The organism is Bacteroides sp. MSB163 (genome assembly GCF_036416795.1).
In the GTDB taxonomy this organism is placed as follows: Bacteria; Bacteroidota; Bacteroidia; order Bacteroidales; family Bacteroidaceae; genus Bacteroides; species Bacteroides maternus.
On sequence record NZ_CP143867.1, the window covers coordinates 2,715,820 to 2,736,892 of the forward strand.

Annotated in this window: 9 protein-coding genes and 2 pseudogenes; 10 read left to right on the forward strand and 1 reads right to left on the reverse strand. The window is 38.4% G+C overall.

The features are described from left to right. Window positions 1-301: 301 nt before the first annotated feature. From VYM24_RS09875 to VYM24_RS09920, 10 genes and pseudogenes are all read left to right on the forward strand, one after another. Window positions 302-3,277 (forward strand): SusC/RagA family TonB-linked outer membrane protein, encoded by a 2,976-nt coding sequence (locus VYM24_RS09875; RefSeq protein ID WP_299096848.1) that lies wholly within the window; start codon window positions 302-304, stop codon window positions 3,275-3,277. 22 nt (window positions 3,278-3,299) lie between these two features. Beyond that, window positions 3,300-4,856, forward strand: a complete 1,557-nt coding sequence (locus tag VYM24_RS09880) for a RagB/SusD family nutrient uptake outer membrane protein (RefSeq protein ID WP_291554992.1) — start codon at window positions 3,300-3,302, stop codon at window positions 4,854-4,856. 28 nt (window positions 4,857-4,884) lie between these two features. Beyond that, window positions 4,885-5,667: a hypothetical protein gene (locus VYM24_RS09885; RefSeq protein WP_291554989.1), complete on the forward strand. Its 783-nt coding sequence runs from the start codon at window positions 4,885-4,887 to the stop codon at window positions 5,665-5,667. A gap of 530 nt (window positions 5,668-6,197) precedes the next feature. Further along, window positions 6,198-9,200 (forward strand): annotated as a pseudogene (locus tag VYM24_RS09890) (SusC/RagA family TonB-linked outer membrane protein); the annotation flags it as partial. 28 nt (window positions 9,201-9,228) lie between these two features. Beyond that, on the forward strand, window positions 9,229-10,866 hold the full coding sequence (locus VYM24_RS09895) for a RagB/SusD family nutrient uptake outer membrane protein (protein WP_330942047.1): 1,638 nt from the start codon (window positions 9,229-9,231) through the stop codon (window positions 10,864-10,866). Between the two features lie 800 nt (window positions 10,867-11,666). Then, window positions 11,667-11,876, forward strand: a complete 210-nt coding sequence (locus VYM24_RS09900) for a RagB/SusD family nutrient uptake outer membrane protein (protein WP_330942048.1) — start codon at window positions 11,667-11,669, stop codon at window positions 11,874-11,876. A gap of 589 nt (window positions 11,877-12,465) precedes the next feature. After that, window positions 12,466-15,588 (forward strand): annotated as a pseudogene (locus VYM24_RS09905) (SusC/RagA family TonB-linked outer membrane protein); the annotation flags it as partial. A gap of 17 nt (window positions 15,589-15,605) precedes the next feature. Beyond that, window positions 15,606-17,162, forward strand: coding sequence for a RagB/SusD family nutrient uptake outer membrane protein (locus VYM24_RS09910; protein ID WP_291554980.1), 1,557 nt, complete (start codon window positions 15,606-15,608; stop codon window positions 17,160-17,162). Between the two features lie 20 nt (window positions 17,163-17,182). Next, window positions 17,183-18,073, forward strand: a complete 891-nt coding sequence (locus tag VYM24_RS09915) for a zinc-binding metallopeptidase (RefSeq protein ID WP_291554978.1) — start codon at window positions 17,183-17,185, stop codon at window positions 18,071-18,073. Between the two features lie 9 nt (window positions 18,074-18,082). Then, complete coding sequence (locus VYM24_RS09920; protein ID WP_330942049.1) at window positions 18,083-19,360, forward strand: DUF4302 domain-containing protein; 1,278 nt, start codon at window positions 18,083-18,085, stop codon at window positions 19,358-19,360. Between the two features lie 99 nt (window positions 19,361-19,459). On the opposite strand, the gene VYM24_RS09925 is transcribed toward VYM24_RS09920, so the two are convergent. Next, window positions 19,460-20,680, reverse strand: a complete 1,221-nt coding sequence (locus VYM24_RS09925; protein ID WP_291552163.1) for an ATP-binding protein — start codon at window positions 20,678-20,680, stop codon at window positions 19,460-19,462. Between the last annotated feature and the right edge of the window lie 393 nt (window positions 20,681-21,073).

The following is a 21,073-nucleotide window of genomic DNA, read 5'->3' on the forward strand; positions in this document are numbered from 1 at the left end:
ATGAGACTATATAGTACGCTGATCTTATGTATGTAATTTACTGCCTATCTTCAATATAATCTTCAATCATTCCATACACATTAATGATTTTTAGAACCCATGGTATTGAATTTATAATTCACTTATAACCACTATTACCAATCAATATATTGATAAATAGATGTTTAATCTATAAATAAAGGATATTTGTGGTAGATACAGATATGAGCATATATTTTTATCTACTTGTAAATTAGCTATTTAACAAATCATAATTGCTCAATAATAAGTTCTTCAAATATTTATTTACTATTGATTATTAATTAAATACGACTTACTTAGTTCTGCGAAAACGCTTCAGATTACGTATATTGGTATGCAGGCACAGGACGTTGCAATAAAACCGAATGTAAAGGTTATTATGAAGTCGGATACTGAAATGCTGGATGAAGTAATGGTCATAGCCTATGGTACCACAAAGAAAGAGTCTTTTACTGGTTCTGCGGAAGTTATCAAGTCTGAGAAGTTAAAAGAAAGACCAGTTGCAAACGTTACGAAAGCATTGGACGGTATGGTTGCCGGTGTGCAAACTACTTCAGGTTCAGGGCAGCCGGGATCAGGCTCTTCTGTAGTAGTCCGTGGTTATGGCTCTATCAATTCATCACAATCACCGTTGTATGTAGTGGATGGTGTTCCCTATGATGGTAACATTTCAGCAATCAATCCTAATGACATTGAAACGATGACAGTTCTTAAAGACGCTTCTGCTGGTGCACTTTATGGTTCTCGTGGTGCGAATGGTGTGATCATGATTACTACCAAAAAAGGTAATTCCGGTAAGGTAAAAGTGAACCTGAAAGCAAATTGGGGTGTTTCCTCACGCGCTATTCCACGTTATGAAACGATGGACGAAGCCGGTTATTTAGAAACAATCTTCCAGTCATATAAGAATAATCAGATTATCAATGGTGGAGTTTCTCCGGAGTTGGCGGGTGTTGCCGCATTAGAGGCTATGAAAAGCGGATCCACTGCTATGCTGGGCCAGAATGAACAGTATAACCCTTTTAATTATAGTATTACAGAACTGATCGATCCTGTGACAGGAAAGGTACGTAGTGATGCCAAATTGAGATATAGTGAGGACTGGATGGATGAAGCTTTAAAAAGCAATCCTTTACGTCAAGAATATGTTGCCTCGTTCAGTGGTGGAAGCGACAAAACCAAATATATGTTTTCTTTAGGTTATCTTGATGAAGAAGGTCTGTTAAAGACAACAAAATTCAATCGGTATAATGGACGTTTGAATATAGATTCTGAAGTTACGAACTGGTTAAAAGCCGGAATGAGCGCCAACTACTCTCGTAATGAGAGCAATACAGCCGTTGAAAATTCATCCGGCTCATCCAATGTTTGGTACAGTGCACAATTAATGGCTCCTATTTTTCCTGTCTTTGAGAAAGATGCCAATGGTGCTACGGTTTATGACAATTTGGGAAATGCCGTTTTTGACTATGGTAAAAACAGACCGGCCGGTGCTAGTTCAGAGTGGAACACAATTGCTACCTTATATGATGATATGTATTCTACCCAAAGCGATAACCTGAGCGGACGTGTATATGCGGAACTAGGTGATTTGAAAAATACATTCCTGCAAGGATTGAAATTCTCTGTTAATTATGGCTTTGACTTAATCAATTCAGCCGGAGCAACTTATTATAATCCATACAACGGCAACTCTGTAGCCGTAAAAGGTACTATACAAAAAGCTACTGCACGTACATTCAGCTATACTTTCAATCAATTGTTGACATACGATAGAAAGTTCGGTGATCATCATTTTGAAGCTTTGGTTGGACATGAGTTTTATAAATACAGATATGATTATTTGTCAGCAACCAAGACAGGATTCCCATTTGGTGGACTTTATGAACTGGATGCAGCTACAACGATTACAGGAGCATCTTCTTATCAGAACAATTATGCAGTTCAGTCTGTGTTATCACGTTTGAATTATGACTTTGCCGATAAGTATTACCTTTCTGCCAGTTTTCGTACCGATGGTTCTTCTCGTTTCTATAAGGATAACCGTTGGGGTAAGTTCTGGTCGGTCGGTGGTAACTGGCGTATCTCCCACGAATCTTTCATGAGTGACATTACTTGGATTAATAATCTGTCATTAAAGGCCAGCTACGGTATACAGGGTAATGATGCCATATTGAATGGTACCAAACAGAATTTTTATGCTTGGCAGTCATTTTATGATTTGGGTTATGCAAACTCGTCGATGAGCGGCGCAGCCGTAACATCCTTGGAAAATAAAGAATTGAAATGGGAAAAAAATGCTAATCTGAATATTGGTATTGAAGCAAAATTGTTTGATCGTGTTTCTGCTACTATCGAATGGTATCAACGTAAGACTACAGATATGTTAATGTCATTCCCAATGGCAACTTCACTCGGTTTTGATGGCTACAACAAGAACGTTGGTAGCATGCGTAATACAGGTATTGACCTCACATTGGGGATTGATATCTTTAAAGACACTCCGTTTACCTGGAACTTAACGCTCCTTGGCTCTACGATTAAGAATAAAGTTTTGCAACTGGCGGATAAACCGGAAATCATTTCCGGATCTTATATCATTCGCGAAGGTGAGACTTTATATTCATTCTATACTGCAACTGCCGCTGGTGTTGACCCCGCAACTGGAGAACAACTGTATTGGGCATGGGATACCGATGAAAACGGAGTTAAGGGCAAGAAGTATATAACTAACGATATGGCCAAGGCTACTGCATGTAAAGAAATTCAGGGTAGCCGTATTCCCGATTTATATGGTTCCATTAATAATACATTCAAATATAAAGGATTTGATTTGAGTATCCTTTGTACATATTCTATTGGTGGTAAAGTGCTGGATGGTATTTATAATACCTTATTATATGGCAATTATGTAGGGCAGGCAAAGAGTAAAATGCTGGAACGCGCATGGAGAAATCCGGGAGATATCACAGACATCCCACGTATTGAAATCGGAAAGAGTTACATTGTTACTGATAACAGTTTGATTGACGCTTCCTATTTTGCTATTAAAAATATTGCTTTAGGATATTCTCTGCCTTCAAAGTGGATGAAATCTATCGGATTCGATTCTGCACGCCTGACTGCAACGGCAGACAATGTTGTGCTGTTCAATCACCTGAAAGGTATGGACCCTCAATATAACTTCACTGGGGGAACGGATTTTGGTTACGTACCTGTCAGAACAATTTCATTCGGAATTGATATCACTTTCTAAACCTGATTAAATAATATAAAAGATGAAAAAAGTATTATATATATTTTCTTTAATCGGCCTTCTTGCATTCAGCTCATGTGCCGATGAATTGAATACGGAACCGACTGACAAGGTATCAGGTTCTACGATATTTGCAGATGCAAGTAGCGCAGAAACTGCTATAAATGGTGTATACCGTATGTTATATGTAGCAGGGTGGAGTTCAAACTGGGGCTCAGAAAACTGCGGACAGACAGCTATTCAATTGCTTGGAGATCTGATGGCTGAGGATCATTTAATGAAAGAGCAGGGGCAAGGCTGGTTTTATGAAGATTATCGTTTGAATGTTCATGGAGACTACTCAAACAAAGCTGGACGTCCTTATTCTATTTGGAACTTCTATTATACTATCGTTAGTAATGTAAATTATATCATTGCTTCAGAAAACACAATGGGAGGGGATCCGGAACTTAAGAACAGCGTTGTAGGACAGGCCTATGCCATGCGTGCGTTTGCTTATTACTATCTGATACAATTATACCAACAAACGTATAAAGGACATGAGGATGCACCCGGTGTACCTTTGTATGCAGGGGCAACGGTTGCCGGTTCGGAGGGAAGCCCTCGTGGAACCGTTCAGGGGGTTTATACTCAAATCAATTCTGATATAGAGAAAGCTATTGATCTGTTAGGAAGTATCAGCAATAAAGTGCAAACGCATGTATCTCATATAGATTACTATGTAGCTAATGGCATTAAAGCCCGTATCTGCCTCACTCAACATGACTATGCAGGTGCTGCGATGGCAGCTGCTGAAGCCTTAAAGAAACCTTCATTGAAAATTGCTACTATAGCCGAATTGGGCGGGAATAATAGTGTAAAAACAGCTGATGTTTTGTGGGGAATGGAAATTATAGCCGATCAGTCCAGTGGTTTTGCAAGCTTCTTCTCGCATATGGATGCTGATGCGCCGGGTATGTATGCTTCTAAAGCACGCCAATGCATAAGCACAGGGTTGTATAAACTGATTTCTGATACAGATGAGCGTAAAACAGCGTGGTTCCGTGGGGCCATTCCTTCTGATGAAGAAAAAACAGCTTCATCTTATACGAGTTATTGCCAAATTAAGTTTAAAATGGCAGATTACACAACCCGTACAGGTGATTATTTACTTATGAGAGCAGAAGAGATGATATTAATTAAGGCTGAAGCCGAATGTCATCAGAAAGAATATGGTGCTGCCCGTACCACAATAAAAACTTTAGGAAACGCGAGAGATAGTAAGTTTGAGGAACGTTTAGCTGCCCGTACAGATGCAAATACTTATAATTCTGACACTAATGCTCCTTTGGAAACATTAATGGATGAGATTTTATTCCAACGTCGTGTGGAACTTTGGGGTGAAGTGGGACGTATCTTTGATATGCAGCGTTTAGGTTTGGGGTATAATCGTAATTATGAAGGCTCTAATCATACAGAGAAGGTAACGACAAAGAACACTAATGCCGCTTCTCCATTATTTATCCTTCCTCTGCCGCAGTCTGAAATAGATGGTAATGAGAATATTACCTCTGCGGATCAGAATCCTATAGTTCAATAATTTATAAACCTATATAATGAAGGAAAATATGAAACTATATACAATAAAGAAATATGCTGCTATATTGCTCTGTTTGGCAGCTTTTACCTCCTGCGATACAGATGCAGAAGGTACGAAATATGGTGTAAACGGAGTTGAGGCAGCTTTTGCATCTACTCAAATGAATGTGGAAGTAGGTGCTGAAGACAACGGCGTCATCCGGGTTCCCGTATATCGTGGAAATACAGATGCAGAGGCTTCAGTCGGCATTAGCATGGATGAAGCTACAGTAGAAGAAGGTGTATTCACCTTGAAAAGTTCCAATATAGCCTTTGCAAAAGGCGAAGCAGTGGGGTACGCAGAATTAGTTTTCGGGTCTATAAATGACTTAAGTGCTACTGGTAAATATAAAATTACGCTGGCCATAGATGACAAGGATGCATTGTCACCTTCCAAATCCGGAGAGATAACAGTGACCGCTCAGAGAAAGTTAACATGGGAGGATTACGGAACCGGAATATATACTTCAGAGCTTTTCGGTCAGGCATGGGAACAGCCTATATTGAAAGCTAAAGAAGGTAATATATACAAGTTACCGGATTGTATCACAGAAGGATATCCTTTTGTTTTTACATTGAGTGATGACGGACAGTCTTTGGTTAATTGGGATAAACAAGCTACTGGATATAAAGATGCTACTTATGGAATGGTGTATTTCAGTCCTACAGGTATGCAACGCCAGGGTAATGTACTGCTATTTGCGATGCGTGGCTTGGTAGATGCTGGTACTTTGTTTAGTGGTTTCACAGAAACATTGGAATTACCTGAATAATTGTTTCCTACTACTACTGTTATTGGGGAAATAAGTTTGTAACAGAGTGTATCTGATACAAAAGATATGAATAAGGCTACCTCATTTTTATCTTGAGGTAGCTTTTTTTACAAATTATACTATTTAGTTTTCGCTTTTCTGTTTTTCTTGTCTCTTATTCTTTTAAATATTTTTCATCAAAAAGCGATTGACGGCTTTTTACTGAAAAATATATACTTTTAATCGTATTTGCCTCTATGCGTGAACCGTTGATCAGAATTAACTTTCAATTATTTATTATTTTGTACATTCGTGCAGTGAATTAAACGCACAGTAATTGTTTGATAGTTCATTTATACCTTAATAAAAGCGGTATATTGCTGAATTTCAATATAATATTTTCTAAATATGGGATAATACTGGTAGAATTTAATAAATTCATGTATGTATAAAATGCTTATATACAAATAATTATAAAATTGGAAATACATAATATTTAGTCCTTTAAGATATACTAATTAATTGATTATTAATAAAATAAACACCGCATTAGTTCTGCGAAAACGCTTCAGATTTCGTTTATTGGTATGCAGACACAGGAGGTTGCAGTCAAACCTAATTTGAAGGTTGTAATGAGAGGCAATGCCGAAGCTTTGGACGAAGTTGTGGTAATTGCCTACGGTACCGCTAAAAAAGAATCATTAACAGGTTCTATTTCGGTAGTTGACAATAAAAAGATCGAGAAACGTATTACAACCAGTGTGACTGGCGCACTTGAAGGTGCCGCACCGGGCGTACAAGTAAATAATACCTATGGCGAACCGGGACAAGCTCCCGAGATTCGCATCCGTGGTTTCGGTACATTGGTGTCAGGCGCTTCAAGTCCTCTGTATGTGGTAGATGGAGTTCCTTTTGATGGAAACATGGCCGAACTAAACTCTAACGATATTGAGAGCATGTCCATCTTGAAAGATGCCGCCTCAGCTGCATTATATGGTAATCGCGCGGCTAATGGTGTAGTCCTCATTACGACCAAAAGTGGACGTAATACCAACAAACCAAGCATTACACTACAGGTAAATCAGGGTATATACAACAGAGGTATTTCCGAGTATGAACGTCTGGATGCAGACCGTTGGATGGAAGCAAGCTGGATGGCCAAGAAAAACTCCATGATGAGCAATACCGGGATGTCAGAAGACGAGGCGGCCGCCTATGCCACGAGCCACCTGATCAGTGAGTCCATCGGTCGAAACATTTATAATGCTGCTGACGACAAACTGTTCGACAATAACGGAAAACTGATAGCTACTCGTCTGACTGGTTATGACGACCTTGACTGGCAGGATGCCATTGAACGTAACGGACATCGCCAAGAATATAACTTGTCGGCTGCCGCATCCGGACAAAAATATAATGTATATTCGTCGGTAGGCTATTTGAATGAAAAAGGATATGTGAAGGCTACCGGTTATGAACGTTTCTCAGGCCGTATCAATACTACTTATACTCCCAACAAATGGTTTAAGGGAGGTGTGAATCTTACAGGATCCTGGACTAAACGCAACTATAATAGTAATGCCAGCGGTAATGCGTATGCCAATCCATTTTACATAGCCCGCTATATGGCACCGGTATATCCTGTTTATTTACACAATGCTGATGGCACATATCAATTGGACGCTGCAGGAGACAAAATATATGATACTACTTCTCCTTATCTGAGCAACCGCCACATAGCATATGAAATGTTGTTCAACAAGCAGGAAAGCGTACGTAACGTATTAGGCGGACAAGCTTTTGCCACAATCTCATTACCTTATGGAGTGTCATTGACTGTAAAAGGTGACCTGAACAATAGTACTTCCAATAATAAGAAGTACGACAATCCGGAAATAGGTGACGGTGCTACCAACGGTGGTCGTTTGACCAGCTATGCTTACCAGTACAGAACCACGACCTTGCAAGAAATCGTAAATTGGAGCTACCAGTTCAATAACGTACATAATGTTGAGGTCATGGCAGCTCACGAAAGCTACAGTTGGGAACGTAAATATACAGCAGGAATGAATACCGGCATGGCAGTAGATGGAAATCTTACTATGGGTAATTTTCTCAATAACTCTTATTTCACAGGAAGTGATGATGAAGACAAAACGGAATCTTATCTGGCACGTCTGAAATACAACTATGATGATCGCTATTTCTTGGAAGGTTCGTTCCGTCGTGACGGTTCTTCACGTTTCCACAAAGATAATCGTTGGGGTAACTTCTACTCCGTAGGTGCAAGTTGGAACATGAAACAGGAGTCTTTTTTGCAAGATGTTGACTGGTTAGATGCATTAAAACTGCGTGCTTCCTACGGTGAAGTGGGTAATAATATGGGCGTCAGCCTTTATGGACACATGGCTCTTTATACTATCGACAAGAACGGTGGTGAAGCTGCGTTGGTAAAACAGTCACTTTCTGCACCAGATATTAAATGGGAAACGACCCAGACCGTAGACATCGCTGTAGAAGGGCGTCTGTTTAACCGCCTGAACTTCCAAATAGGCTACTTCGACAAGCGCTCTAAAGATTTACTATTTGAGGTTCGTCTGCCGCTTTCGGCTGGCTCCTATCCTTGGGTTGCTGATACCGCCCCGATGAACCTGACACAATACAAGAATATCGGTACCGTTTCCAACCGTGGTTGGGAAATCTCTTTGAATGCTGACATTATCAATAATAACGACTGGAAATGGAATCTTGGTGTGGACGCTACTTTCTTGAAGAACAAAATTGTGAAACTGCCTGACGGAAAAGATATTCTGCACGGTATGCAGAACTATTCTGAAGGGCATTCCATCTACGAATGGTACACTTACCACTTTGAAGGCGTGGACTAGATGACTGGTACTTCTCTCTATACACTGGATCCGGATAAGAAGGCTACTGCCGAAGAAGCTGGTGCATTGACTACCATCAATGGTACAGATTATGCCACTGCCACTTCATACGCCAAACGTGATTGGGCAGGTAGCGCACTTCCCACAGTCTATGGATCCGTCAATTCGGCACTTTCTTGGAGGAATTGGGATTTGAATATGTTATTCACCTATTCTTTGGGTGGCAAGACGTATGATGGCAGTTATGCTAGCTTGATGGGAGTATCCGAATCAGGTGCTTCTGGTAACGCTTACCATAAAGATATCCTAAACTCCTGGAAAGAAGTTCCCGCCGGTATGACGGAAACTTCTGCCAACCGCATCAATCCGAATGGAACTCCGCGTGCCGATTTTCATAAGTCATCCGACTTGAATGCCGCCAGCGATCGTTGGCTAACCAGCTCTTCTTATTTGGTATTTAAGAATTTGAATCTGTCTTACAGTTTACCTAAGAGTTGGCTGAAGAACATGGGATTGGAAGGGTTGTCGTTGACTGCCGGTGTAGAAAACCTTTTTACACTAACCTCACGCAAAGGACTAAATCCGCAATATTCGTTTAATGGAGGTTCGGATGATACGTATGTGACAGCCCGTGTATATAATTTCGGTTTGACTGTAAAATTCTAAAGATATAACCATATAATTCGTATTAGAAATGAAAAAAATACTCAATAAATTGTTTACAGGTAGCCTATTGGCATGTATGGTGTTAGTGTCCTCCTGTGCCGGTGACTATTTGGATACCGCTCCTACCGATTCAACGGGAGCATCCGATGCCGTAGGGACCACGGCAAATGCAATGAAAGCATTGAACGGTATAGCCAAAATTATGACTACACAGCAGTATTATTTTGGTCAGGGATTTGCAGGCGAAAACAACATCATGGCTCATTATGAAAACTACCCGAGCGAGAATTACTTATATAATATGTATGCTTCCGGATGGTCACCTATTCATAATCAAGAATTCCATACACGCACTAACTCTATTTATGACGCATACGCATGGTACTACTATTATACTATCATTGGTAATGCGAACACTATTCTTGCCAATATTGATAATGCCGAAGGACTTCAAACTGAAAAAGATTTTGTCAAGGCTTCAGCACTGACTTTCCGCGCATACGCTTTCGAAAAGTTAGTGCACTATTACTGTTGGCGATGGCAGGATTCCAATAACGGTGCTTCACAAGGACTCGTGCTCCGTATTGATGAATCTACTGGCGGACAAGGCTATGCTACTCTGGCTGAGACGTATGCTCAAATCTACAAAGACTTGGATGAAGCAATTGCCTTGTATAACCAAAGTGGTATGGACCGTGATGCCGCACAAGTATGGATGCCGAATGTAAATGTTGCTCATGCAGTCTATGCTCGTGCTGCTATAACTAAACAAGATTACACCAAAGCTCTGTCCGAAGCCAAACTTGCTCGCCAAAACTATCCGCTTATGAGTAACGCTGAATATCAATCCGGTTTCTGCAATCCGACGACTGAATGGATTTTCGGTTGTTTCGGCGGTTCGCAAGAAAATAATTGGTATTGGAGTTATGGTACTCAGTTTGCTTGTAACGGATATTATGCGAGTGCAAACAATACTGGTGCTGGTGCCATTGGGCGTGAGCTTATCAACCGCATCCCGGACAATGATGCCCGCAAAGCGCTGTTCTTGACGGAAGACAAATTCCCCGGTTATGATTTTAATGATGGCTCAGCCATGGATTTGACTTACGGTATTCTTGGACTGGGTAAAGGCGAAGAAGCAGACTTGCTTTGGGAAGACGCCGCAGAGTATTGCCAGAGAATGGCGGTAAGTGGACTTGCCGCACCTTATCAATCTGGCTATATGTATTTGGGTGGACAGTTGAAATTCTATGTATTTGATACTCCGGGGGTAAGCTATCTGCCTTTCATTCGTTCATCAGAAATGGTATTGATTGAAGCGGAAGCTAACTACTTCTTGAACAATGAACCGGATGCACAAGCCGCTCTGATAGAGTTGAATGCTACCTCTGGACGTAATCCTGAATATACTTGTACTAAAACCGGTGAAGCCCTCTGGAACGAAATCATGGATTATCGTGAACTTGAACTTTGGGGTGAAGGCTTTGCCTGGAGCGATTACAAAAGATGGAATCGTTCTGTAGTGCGTAAAGGATTCGCTGATGGAGGTAATGCACATATTTCCATTGCGAAAACGATCCCAGCTGATGGTGCAAATAAATGGACCTGGGATGTGCCCTTGAATGAAACCGATTACAACGATGAATTGAATCTTGCGGGAAAATAATTTCATCGGAACACATTGGCGGAATTAATTCATTTTTGCATTCTAATGAATTAATACTTTTAGTTCAATAGTTGACAGGGTGAATTCTTAATTGATGTTAGTGTCTTTTCCTGATTTAGCTAGATGCCAAGGGGGGATTTCTTTTCAGATATGAACTATAATTCCGTCAACAGGTTCTACTGGACTTATAAATAAAGTGTTTTGTTTTTAGTGGAGGGAATGTCATTGGATATTCCCTCCATTGCTGTTTTATTATGAAATTGGTTAGTTGAAAAGCATCATTCCTGTTAAAACGGACATTAAATGCCTTAATAATTGATTCTGCAATCAATACGCCACTTGGATTTAATTATACAGCTCAAGACGAGGTAAGTATTATAACTTTTCCATAAGACTCTAATAAAAAGTGATGTATAAAAAAAACTGTAAATTGCCTCCATCCTATTAGTAATTAGTCTTAGATATGTTCTAAATCATCTTGAAGTAAATACAATTTTACTATTGTTTATAATTTTTCTTCTGACCTTTAGATAATAAGAAATAATGTATGTACAGGACTTTTTGAAGTGGATAATAATAATGAAGAGATAAGGTTTATCAATAAATATCCAGATCAGAATGGAAGACTACCGGTTAATAATGCACGCGTTACTTCGCTTATCAGATATCTACTTAATAGCAGCTGAAGCTGCACTGAAAAAATCAACTTCCAACTAGAATAAAGCTGATTTCTATTTGAATAAAATTCGGAAACGTGCAGTTTCTGAGTTAACTTTGAAAAAAAGAAGAAAGGAACTGCCATGGAAAGTCATCGCTTCTACGATGCTATGCGATTGGGATTAATCTTAAACCGTGAAGAAGCACCAGGTGAAGGTACTGATCATTATTTAAATTCAACGGATTTAATATCTCCAAATTGGAATGATTACAGAATAATATTAGCTATTCCACAAGCAGAAGTTGATGTTAACCCTAATATTCAAGGACAACAGAGTCTGGGATACGAATAAAGTCTTCTTAAAATAAAGTTGTTTTAGATGAAATGTACCCTAAAAGTTTTATATAGGACTTTTAGGATGTTTTTTTATATTCATCTTCTCTAATTAAACCTGTAATTCATTATTATATAAGAGGATAAATATTGATTTAATATAGGCTAATTGCAAGTTAAAGTAAATGTTCTATTTATCGTTTTTACCGATACAGTTGTTTGTTGTTTGTGAGAATGAGATTGCTCGTCTTAAGCTCAACTGTGCATAATACCCTTTTGTTGAAAAATCAAGACTACATGATAAATTATTGATATGCATGTAATTTACCAATCTGGTTTAGGTAGAAAATTTAAGTATTTCATACATTTTAATCTCTACTTGAGCCCATAGTATTGGTTTTATCACTCATTTGTATTCACAGTCAAATAGTAACTAACTAATAACAAAGTAATTGAAAATCAAATAGAGGAACTTTTAGGTAGATACAAATATATGCTCATGTTTTATACATATCTAGTTACTAGATATTTAATAAATCATAATTGTCTTGGCTTGAGTTCTATAAACATATATTTGTTATTGATTATCAACAAGATAAAACCTACTTAGTTCTGCGAAAACATTGCAAATTTCGTACATTGGTATGCAAACACAAGAGGTCGCTATCAAGTCTCACTTGAAAATTACAATGAAGACTGATAGCGAAATACTTCAAGAAGTTGTTGTTACTGGTATGCAACGTATGGATAAGCGCTTATTTACTGGAGCAGCAACAAAATTGTCTGCAGATAACGTAAAATTAGATGGTATTGCAGAAATTAGTCGTGCGCTTGAGGGACGTGCTGCCGGTGTATCCGTACAGAATGTATCAGGTACATTTGGTACGGCTCCTAAAATTCGTGTACGTGGCGCAACTTCTATCTATGGTAGTTCAAAACCTCTATGGGTAGTGGATGGTGTAATCATGGAAGATGTTACAGAGGTTAGTGCAGATGCACTATCATCAGGAGATGCCGAAACGTTGATCTCTTCTGCTATTGCCGGTTTGAATGCTGATGATATTGAAAGCTTTCAGATATTAAAAGATGGTTCCGCAACATCTATTTATGGTGCACGTGCAATGGCTGGTGTGATTGTTGTTACTACTAAAAAAGGTAAGGCAGGTAGCAATAAAATTAGTTACACTGGTGAGTTCTCTTTAAGATTGAAACCTAGTTACAACGATTACAATATTATGAATTCGCAAGAGCAAATGGGGGTGTATCGAGAAATGGAAAAAGCCGGTTATTTGAACCTAGCGGAAACCTATCGTGCATCAGACAGTGGTATCTATGGAAAAATGTATCATCTGATCAATACTTATGATCCGACTACAGGTAAGTATGCCTTAGAAAATACATTATCAGCACGTAATGGTTATTTACAGGAAGCCGAATATCGCAATACGGATTGGTTTGATGCATTATTCAACAACTCAGTTTCCCAAAATCATGCTATCAGTATGGCAAGTGGTACGGATAAGGCTTCTTATTATGCATCTTTAAGCGTGATGAATGATCCGGGTTGGTATAAGCAGAGCGAAGTAAATCGTTATACGGCTAACATTAATGCTTTATATAACATTTACAAAAATCTTTCTTTAAACTTAATAGGAAATGCTTCTTACCGTAAACAAAAAGCACCGGGCACATTAAGCCAAAGTGTTGATGTTGTATCCGGTGAGGTAAGACGTGACTTTGATATCAACCCTTATTCGTATGCGCTGAACACTTCACGTGCACTTGATCCCGACGAATATTATGTACGCAATTATGCCCCTTTCAATATTCTAAATGAGTTAGAGAATAATTATATGAATCTAGATGTGGTTGATTTGAAATTTCAAGGTGAAATGAAATGGAAACCGATACAGAAAGTAGAACTGGCGGCTTTAGGTGCGTACAAGCATTCTTCAACCACTCAAGCACATGAAATTCATGATTATTCTAATCAAGCATGGGCTTTTCGAGCTATGGATGATGCAACGATGCGTGACGCAAACCCATGGTTGTATACCGATCCGGACAATGCCAATTCATTGCCGGTTTCTGTTTTGCCGGTCGGCGGTTTCTATCGTGAAACAAAATATTCGATGAACAGTTATGATTTCCGTGCTAGTGCCAGCTACAATGACGTATTTAATGAAGACCACATCGTTAATTTATTTGGTGGTATGCAGTTGACGGCTGTTGACCGTAAAAAAACTTGGTTCAATGGTGTAGGTATGCAGTATGATATGGGTATGCTAGGCGCTTATGATTATCTTTATTTTAAGCAAGGAAAAGAAGAAGGTTCACAGTACTACACTGTGAGCGAAACCCGTTCGCGTGAAGTAGCATTCTTTGCAACAGGCACTTACTCTTATCAAGGCAAATATACAGTGAATGGAACTGTACGCTATGAAGGATCCAACAAGTTGGGAAAAAGCCGTTCCGCCCGTTGGTTACCCACTTGGAATATATCCGGTGCATGGAATGTGCATGAAGAGAATTTCTTCGAAAATTTGAAACCTGCACTTTCCAATTTAACATTAAAAGCTTCTTATTCACTGACTGCTGACCGCGGTCCAGCTGATGTGACCAATTCACGTGTTGTGATTGAAAGTTATAATCCATGGCGTCCATTTGCCAGTGTAAACGAATCTGGATTACAAATAAAGGATTTGGAAAACAGCGAACTAACCTACGAAAAGAAGCATGAACTTAATATTGGAGCTGAAATTGGATTTTTGGATAATAGGATAAACTTATCGATAGATTGGTACAAACGTAATAACTATGATTTAATTGGTATCATCAATACGATGGGGATCGGAGGACAGATTACCAAATATGCTAATGTGGCAAGTATGAAATCACATGGTATTGAGTTTACTTTGTCAACACGTAATATCGTAACAGAAAACTTTAAATGGAATACTGACTTTATTTTCTCTAATGCCAAAAATGAAGTAACAGATTTGGAATCTAACGCACGCGTTATTGACATGATTACTGGTACCGGTTTCACGATGGCGGGATATCCGGTACGTTCTTTGTTCTCTATGGATTTTCAGGGATTGAATAAGGAAGGACTACCTACTTTTATCAATGAAAAGGGGGAAGTGACCATTAGCGATCTTAACTTCCAGGAACGTGACAGGAAAGATCATCTGGTATATGAAGGTCCTACAGATCCGACGATAACCGGTAGTTTGGGTAATGTATTCAGCTATAAAAATTTCCGTTTAAATGTGTTTATGACATACTCATTTGGAAATGTAATTCGTATGGATCCGGTATTCAGTAATAAATATTCAGATTTAGATGCCATGCCGAAAGAATTCAAGAATAGATGGACTGTAGCCGGTGATGAGAATACGACAAATATTCCGGTTATTGCTGATCAACGACAGAATGAAAATGATAATTATCTGCGCTATGCTTACAATGCTTATAACTATTCAACAGCTCGTGTCGCCAAAGGTGATTTTATCCGTATGAAAGAAATTTCTCTGTCTTATGATTTACCGAAATCCTGGATATCTTCTTTGAAGATAAGTAGCCTTTCTCTGAAATTGCAAGCAACCAATCTCTTTTTAATTTATGCAGATGATAAATTGAATGGGCAAGATCCCGAATTTTATAACACCGGTGGTGTTGCAGCACCTGTTCCTAAACAATTCACATTGACAGTAAGACTTGGTATCTAATAAAAAATAAAGAAATTATGAAAAAGAATATATTATATATAGCAGTAAGTTCTGCCATGTTGTTGGCGTCATGCGATGACTTCTTAAATACTATGCCCGACAACAGAGCTGAAATTGATACAGAAAGCAAGATTACTTCACTCTTAGTATCTGCCTACCCATCATCGACAGACATAGTGATGACTGAGATGGCATCAGACAATGCGATGGACAATGGTTCCAGATTCACTGTTGAAATGCAAGAACATGAGGATGCCTATCTTTGGAAAGACATTACGAATGATGGCAATGATTCTCCTAAGTCTTATTGGGATGCATGTTATGCTGCTATTGCAGCAGCAAATCAGGCACTGAGTGCAATTGATGAGATGGGAAATCCTGAAAAACTACGCGCACAGCGCGGCGAAGCTTTGATATGTCGTGCCTATGGTCATTTTGCACTGGCCAATGTTTTCTGTCTACCCTACAATCCAGAGACTGCTGAACAAGATATGGGAATTCCCTATTCTGAAGCACCTGAAACAGAAGTATCTCCTGAATATAGCAGAGGAAGTATGAAAGAATTATACGAAAAGATTAATGCGGACATTGAAGAGGGACTTCCACTTATTAATGATGAGATTTATTCGATTCCCAAATATCATTTCAACAAAAAAGCAGCTCATGCTTTTGCCGCTCGCTTCAATTTGTATTATCACAATTATGACAAGACAATTCAGTATGCCAATATCGTGTTGGGAAGTACTCCTGACAAGATGATGAAGAACTGGAATAACATCGTGATGAATACTGCTTCTAACTGGGATTTGCGTGTAGATTTGTATATCTCGGCTAGTGAACCATCCAACTTATTGATGACGCCTGTTTCTTCCAGTTGGGGATATTGGGTAGGTCCCTATAATTTAGGGAAAAGATATGGTCATGCCAAAGTCATCTGTACCCAAGAAACGGGACGTGTACCTAATAGTATGTGGGGAACATATAGTAATCTGCTACCTTTTAGAAATATGTGGGGATTCGATGAAAAAATGGTAGTTACAAAAGTCGGAGGATACTTCCAATATACAGATAAGGTGAACGGTATCGGGTATCGTAAAAATGTCATTGTCATATTTAGTGCTGATGAAACCTTGCTTTGCCGTGCTGAGGCCTATGCCTTGAAAGGAGCCGCTTTTCTGGATAAGGCAACGGAAGATATCAATATCTGGCTGGCATCTCATACATTAGGTGGTTTGCAGGTTACAACCCAAGAGATCGCCGATTTTTATGGAGCCATCCCTTGTATGCCGCTTGACAACAGTACACGTTCGGTAAAAAAAGAAATTAATCCGAGAGGGTTCACTGTGACTGAAGGTAACCAAAAGGAAGTAATTCAATGTATCCTGCATCTCCGTCGTATAGAAACGATTCATGAAGGTCTGCGCTGGCAAGATATCAAGCGTTACGGCATAGAGATATCGCACAATCGTGAAGGCTTATCTAATGATATATTGAGAGTAGACGACCCACGCCGTGCCCTTCAATTGCCGCAAGATGTTATCAATGCCGGCTTGAAAGCTAATCCAAGAAATTAATTATTAAAAATGAATTAAGTATGAAAAATATAAAATGGTTATTTATCGCATTGATTGCAGCCACTACGATGTGGTCTTGCAGTGAGGATGATTTAGATTCCAATAGTATATTTTCCGGAAGTACTAACACCCCTCAAAATAACTTCGATCAATGGTTACTTACAAATTACACAAAACCATACAACATTGATTTCAAGTATCGTTTTGAGGATAAGGAATCTGACGAAAGTTATAATCTGGCACCAGCAGACTATGAAAAATCCATTCTATTGGCTAAAATGACAAAATATCTTTGGATTGAATCTTATGAAGAATTGTTAGGACCTGATTTCATTCGTACGTATTGTCCCAAATTGATGCATTTAGTTGGTTCTCCAGCCTACAACAGCCAAGGTTCTATTGTTTTAGGCACGGCTGAAGGCGGCTTGAAGATTACATTATACAATGTGAACAATATTGACTTGACTAAGATAGATCTTGAATTTCTCAACTATTGGTATTTTAAGACAATGCACCATGAATTTGCGCATATATTGCATCAGACCAAAAACTATTCAACTGACTTCAATTTGATTTCGGCCAGCAACTATCAGTCAAGCAGTTGGGTGAACGTCACAGAGCAAGAGGCATTGGATATGGGATTTGTTTCTCCTTATGCGAGTTCTGAAACGCGGGAAGACTTTGTGGAGATTATAGCGATTTATGTGACGAATACAGCTGAATACTGGGATGCATTAGTAGGACAAGCAAGTGAGGAAGGACAAGGCTTGATCAACCAAAAACTTGCCTTGGTAAAAGATTATATGCTTACAACGTGGGGAATTGATCTGGATGCTCTGCGTAACATAGTGCAGCGTCGTTCGCAAGAGGTGCTGTTATGGGACATTAATGATTTAGTAACCCTTAATTAATAGAAGATTATGAAGAAAATATATTATCTGTTTTGTTTGGTAGCGGCAGTTCTGATAACTGCTTGTACCCATGAAGAGGAGGATTTGTTCAATGATTCTTCTGCCAATCGTGCAGATGCAACTATAATGGCTAATATAGAAGTGCTTACTGGTGCTTCAAACGGTTGGCTTATGGAGTATTTCCCTGCCAGTTCACAAGAGTATGGTGGTTACAATATATTATTGAAATTTACAGAAGACGGAAAAGTGACAGTGTCAAGCGAACTGTACGCTCCTACAGATGCCGCAACAAGCTATTATGCAGTGAAACAGAGTGCCGGTATTCTGCTTTCATTTGATACTTACAATGAAATATTCCATCTCTTCTCAGATCCGTCTGATCCAACAGGTATAGGAGGTAGTGGTTATGGAATGGAAGGTGATTACGATTTTCTTATTTTGGAAGCAACACCAGAAAAGATCTTGCTTAAAGGCAAAAAAGCTGGAGGGGTAGCGGTTTTGACTCCAATGCAAGGAAGTTGGAGTGAATATATATCTGATATACAGGCTGCAAATGATGCCATGATTTTCTCTAAATATGAATTAGAGATGAATGGACAGACTATTCCTGTAACAATCTCTAATCGTACTTTGACTTTCACATATGAAGAGAACGGGGATACTAAATCACAAACAGCGTCCTTTATCCTAACTCAAACCGGATATAAACTTTACGAGCCGATTGTCATTTATGAGAAAACTCTTGGCAGTTTTACTTTTGATGCAACAAACGAATTGTTCACAGAGACAAATGATAACAATATTAAGTTAATTCCGGTAATACCACCGCTGAATGAACAATTTGTATCAGGTGATTGGTTTATCGCATATAGTAAATTAGGGACATATGCTCAAACATATTTTAGTTATTGCAAACAGAACTATATAGATGCTATAGGTGAAGAGATCGTTTATGCCTTCATGGGATCAGCTTTGTATGGAAAGTTTGGCTTTAACTTTAATAGTAGCGGTTATGGAGGTTTGCTGGGATATGATTATGAATTGATTGGTGAGGATAAGATTTCTCTGCAATTCAATATGACAGGTGAAGGGGATGGAGTATGGTATCATAATAATGCCGGCTTCCACTATTTATTGAATCCGTTTGGTTATAATTCTGCACGTATTTTTACGTTAACTACGGATAACCTGATTAAACCTTCATATATAATTCTGACAGAAGATTCAAATCCGAATAATTCTATGACTTTATCTGCGAACCAAATTAATTATCCGTTTAGAAACTAACATCTTAATAAGGTGTTTTTTTAATAAAGTGTTTTTAGAAAAGGAGGTTTGTGAAAATCTCCTTTTCTTATGCTCAAAAGTAATGGTCGGATAATTGATTTATAGTTTTTCTTTATCTTCTGCCAATAAGAAATCACGTAGCGAAATCTGCTTGACTCCTTGATAGTTTCCTCCACTCTGCATTTCATCCATTGTGACTACATACTTAGGATAATTGTCCGGAATCTCCAAAAGATTACCGAATTCCCGCTGAACGATTGCTTCATCGAGAAGCATATATGCCACTTGGATATAAATTTTATGATCACCTTTGGAAGCTATAAAATCAATTTCCTTATTTCCATTCTTTCCGACATAAACCTCATAACCATACCTTAATAAATCTATGCATACAACATTCTCTATAAGTTTATTGATATCTCTCCGGAAATCAAAATGTCGTATGGCATTGTGCAGACCCAAATCCTCAAAATAGTATTTTTCTCCGATTTCAAAGATTTTCATTCCTTGAGTTTCCGCTCGTTGTATCTTGTAAACAAAAAAACTATTGCATAATGCTTTCAGGTAGTTTAGGATTGTTTGTGTAGGTATGTTGACTTGCTGGGATTTCAAATATTTACTGATATTTTGGGCGGAAAAAAGAGAACCGGTATTATCAACTAAGTAGCCTACCAAATTCTCTAAAAACGACACGTTCCTGATTGACTCACGAGCAACCACATCTTTCAACAGAATAGAAGAGTAAACATTCCTTAAATATTCGAATATAACATTTATATCCATCGCTAAATTATGAATATAGGGCATTCCTCCAAACGTAAGATATGATCTTAAACTTTCCGGAGAATCTTGCAGTTGGTTGAATCTCAGAAATTCTTCGTAACTGAGTGAATGAACCGGGAATTCGATGTATCTTCCGGCTAAATGAGTCGCAAGCTCACCGGAAAGAATCTTGGCATTACTCCCTGTACAGTAGATGTCGCATATCTTTTCATTTAATAGGCTTCGCAAACATAATTGGAATCCCTCTATTTCTTGTACTTCATCGACTAAAAGGTAATTGTGGTTATGACCTGTTGTTTCTTTCAGAACATACTGATAAAGATCTATATAATTCTTGATGTCTGCAAAGCCTACTAACTCTTTGTCTATAAAAATAATATTCGCTTCCGGTATCTTTTCTTTTATTATATCTGATATTTGCAAAAGAATGTAGCTCTTGCCTATTCTACGCTGACCAGTTATTACTTTTATTAAATCCTTGCCAATAAATGGTTCTATTCTATTGGTGTATAGAGGGCGTGATATATAAGTCTTCATATCCAATCATAATTTAATTTATCAGCAAATATAGTAAAAGTTTCAGTTACGATTGAAACTTTTGCTATATTTGTTAAGTTTGTACATTATAACCTTATATAAGTATCATCGACTATTATAATGTGACTTAAATAATTTTGTCCTATTTTTCTTTTTCACTTTTCTCTTCAGAGTCATTATACTATGGTTGTAGAAAGGAATTTATGTTGAACATTACAAGTCAATAATGGGTATAAGAATAATCTTCTATCTATCATTTCTTGCCTATGCAATCATTAAAATATTTGTGAAGGTAAAAAGAAGAATGTCATATATCAGTCATATACCTGTAATGAAAAATCATGATTGCATACAAGAATCCTTTACTGGTACATTGAATTTGCAAAATCTCAA

Excerpts from the sequence above, each read along its gene's own strand:
- VYM24_RS09910 (WP_291554980.1), top strand. The coding sequence starts at position 15,606 with ATGAAAAAGAATATATTATATATAGCAGTAAGTTCTGCCATGTTGTTG.
- VYM24_RS09900 (WP_330942048.1), top strand. The coding sequence starts at position 11,667 with ATGGAAAGTCATCGCTTCTACGATGCTATGCGATTGGGATTAATCTTA.
- VYM24_RS09925 (WP_291552163.1), bottom strand. The coding sequence starts at position 20,680 with ATGAAGACTTATATATCACGCCCTCTATACACCAATAGAATAGAACCA.
- VYM24_RS09880 (WP_291554992.1), top strand. The coding sequence starts at position 3,300 with ATGAAAAAAGTATTATATATATTTTCTTTAATCGGCCTTCTTGCATTC.
- VYM24_RS09915 (WP_291554978.1), top strand. The coding sequence starts at position 17,183 with ATGAAAAATATAAAATGGTTATTTATCGCATTGATTGCAGCCACTACG.
- VYM24_RS09920 (WP_330942049.1), top strand. The coding sequence starts at position 18,083 with ATGAAGAAAATATATTATCTGTTTTGTTTGGTAGCGGCAGTTCTGATA.
- VYM24_RS09895 (WP_330942047.1), top strand. The coding sequence starts at position 9,229 with ATGAAAAAAATACTCAATAAATTGTTTACAGGTAGCCTATTGGCATGT.
- VYM24_RS09885 (WP_291554989.1), top strand. The coding sequence starts at position 4,885 with ATGAAACTATATACAATAAAGAAATATGCTGCTATATTGCTCTGTTTG.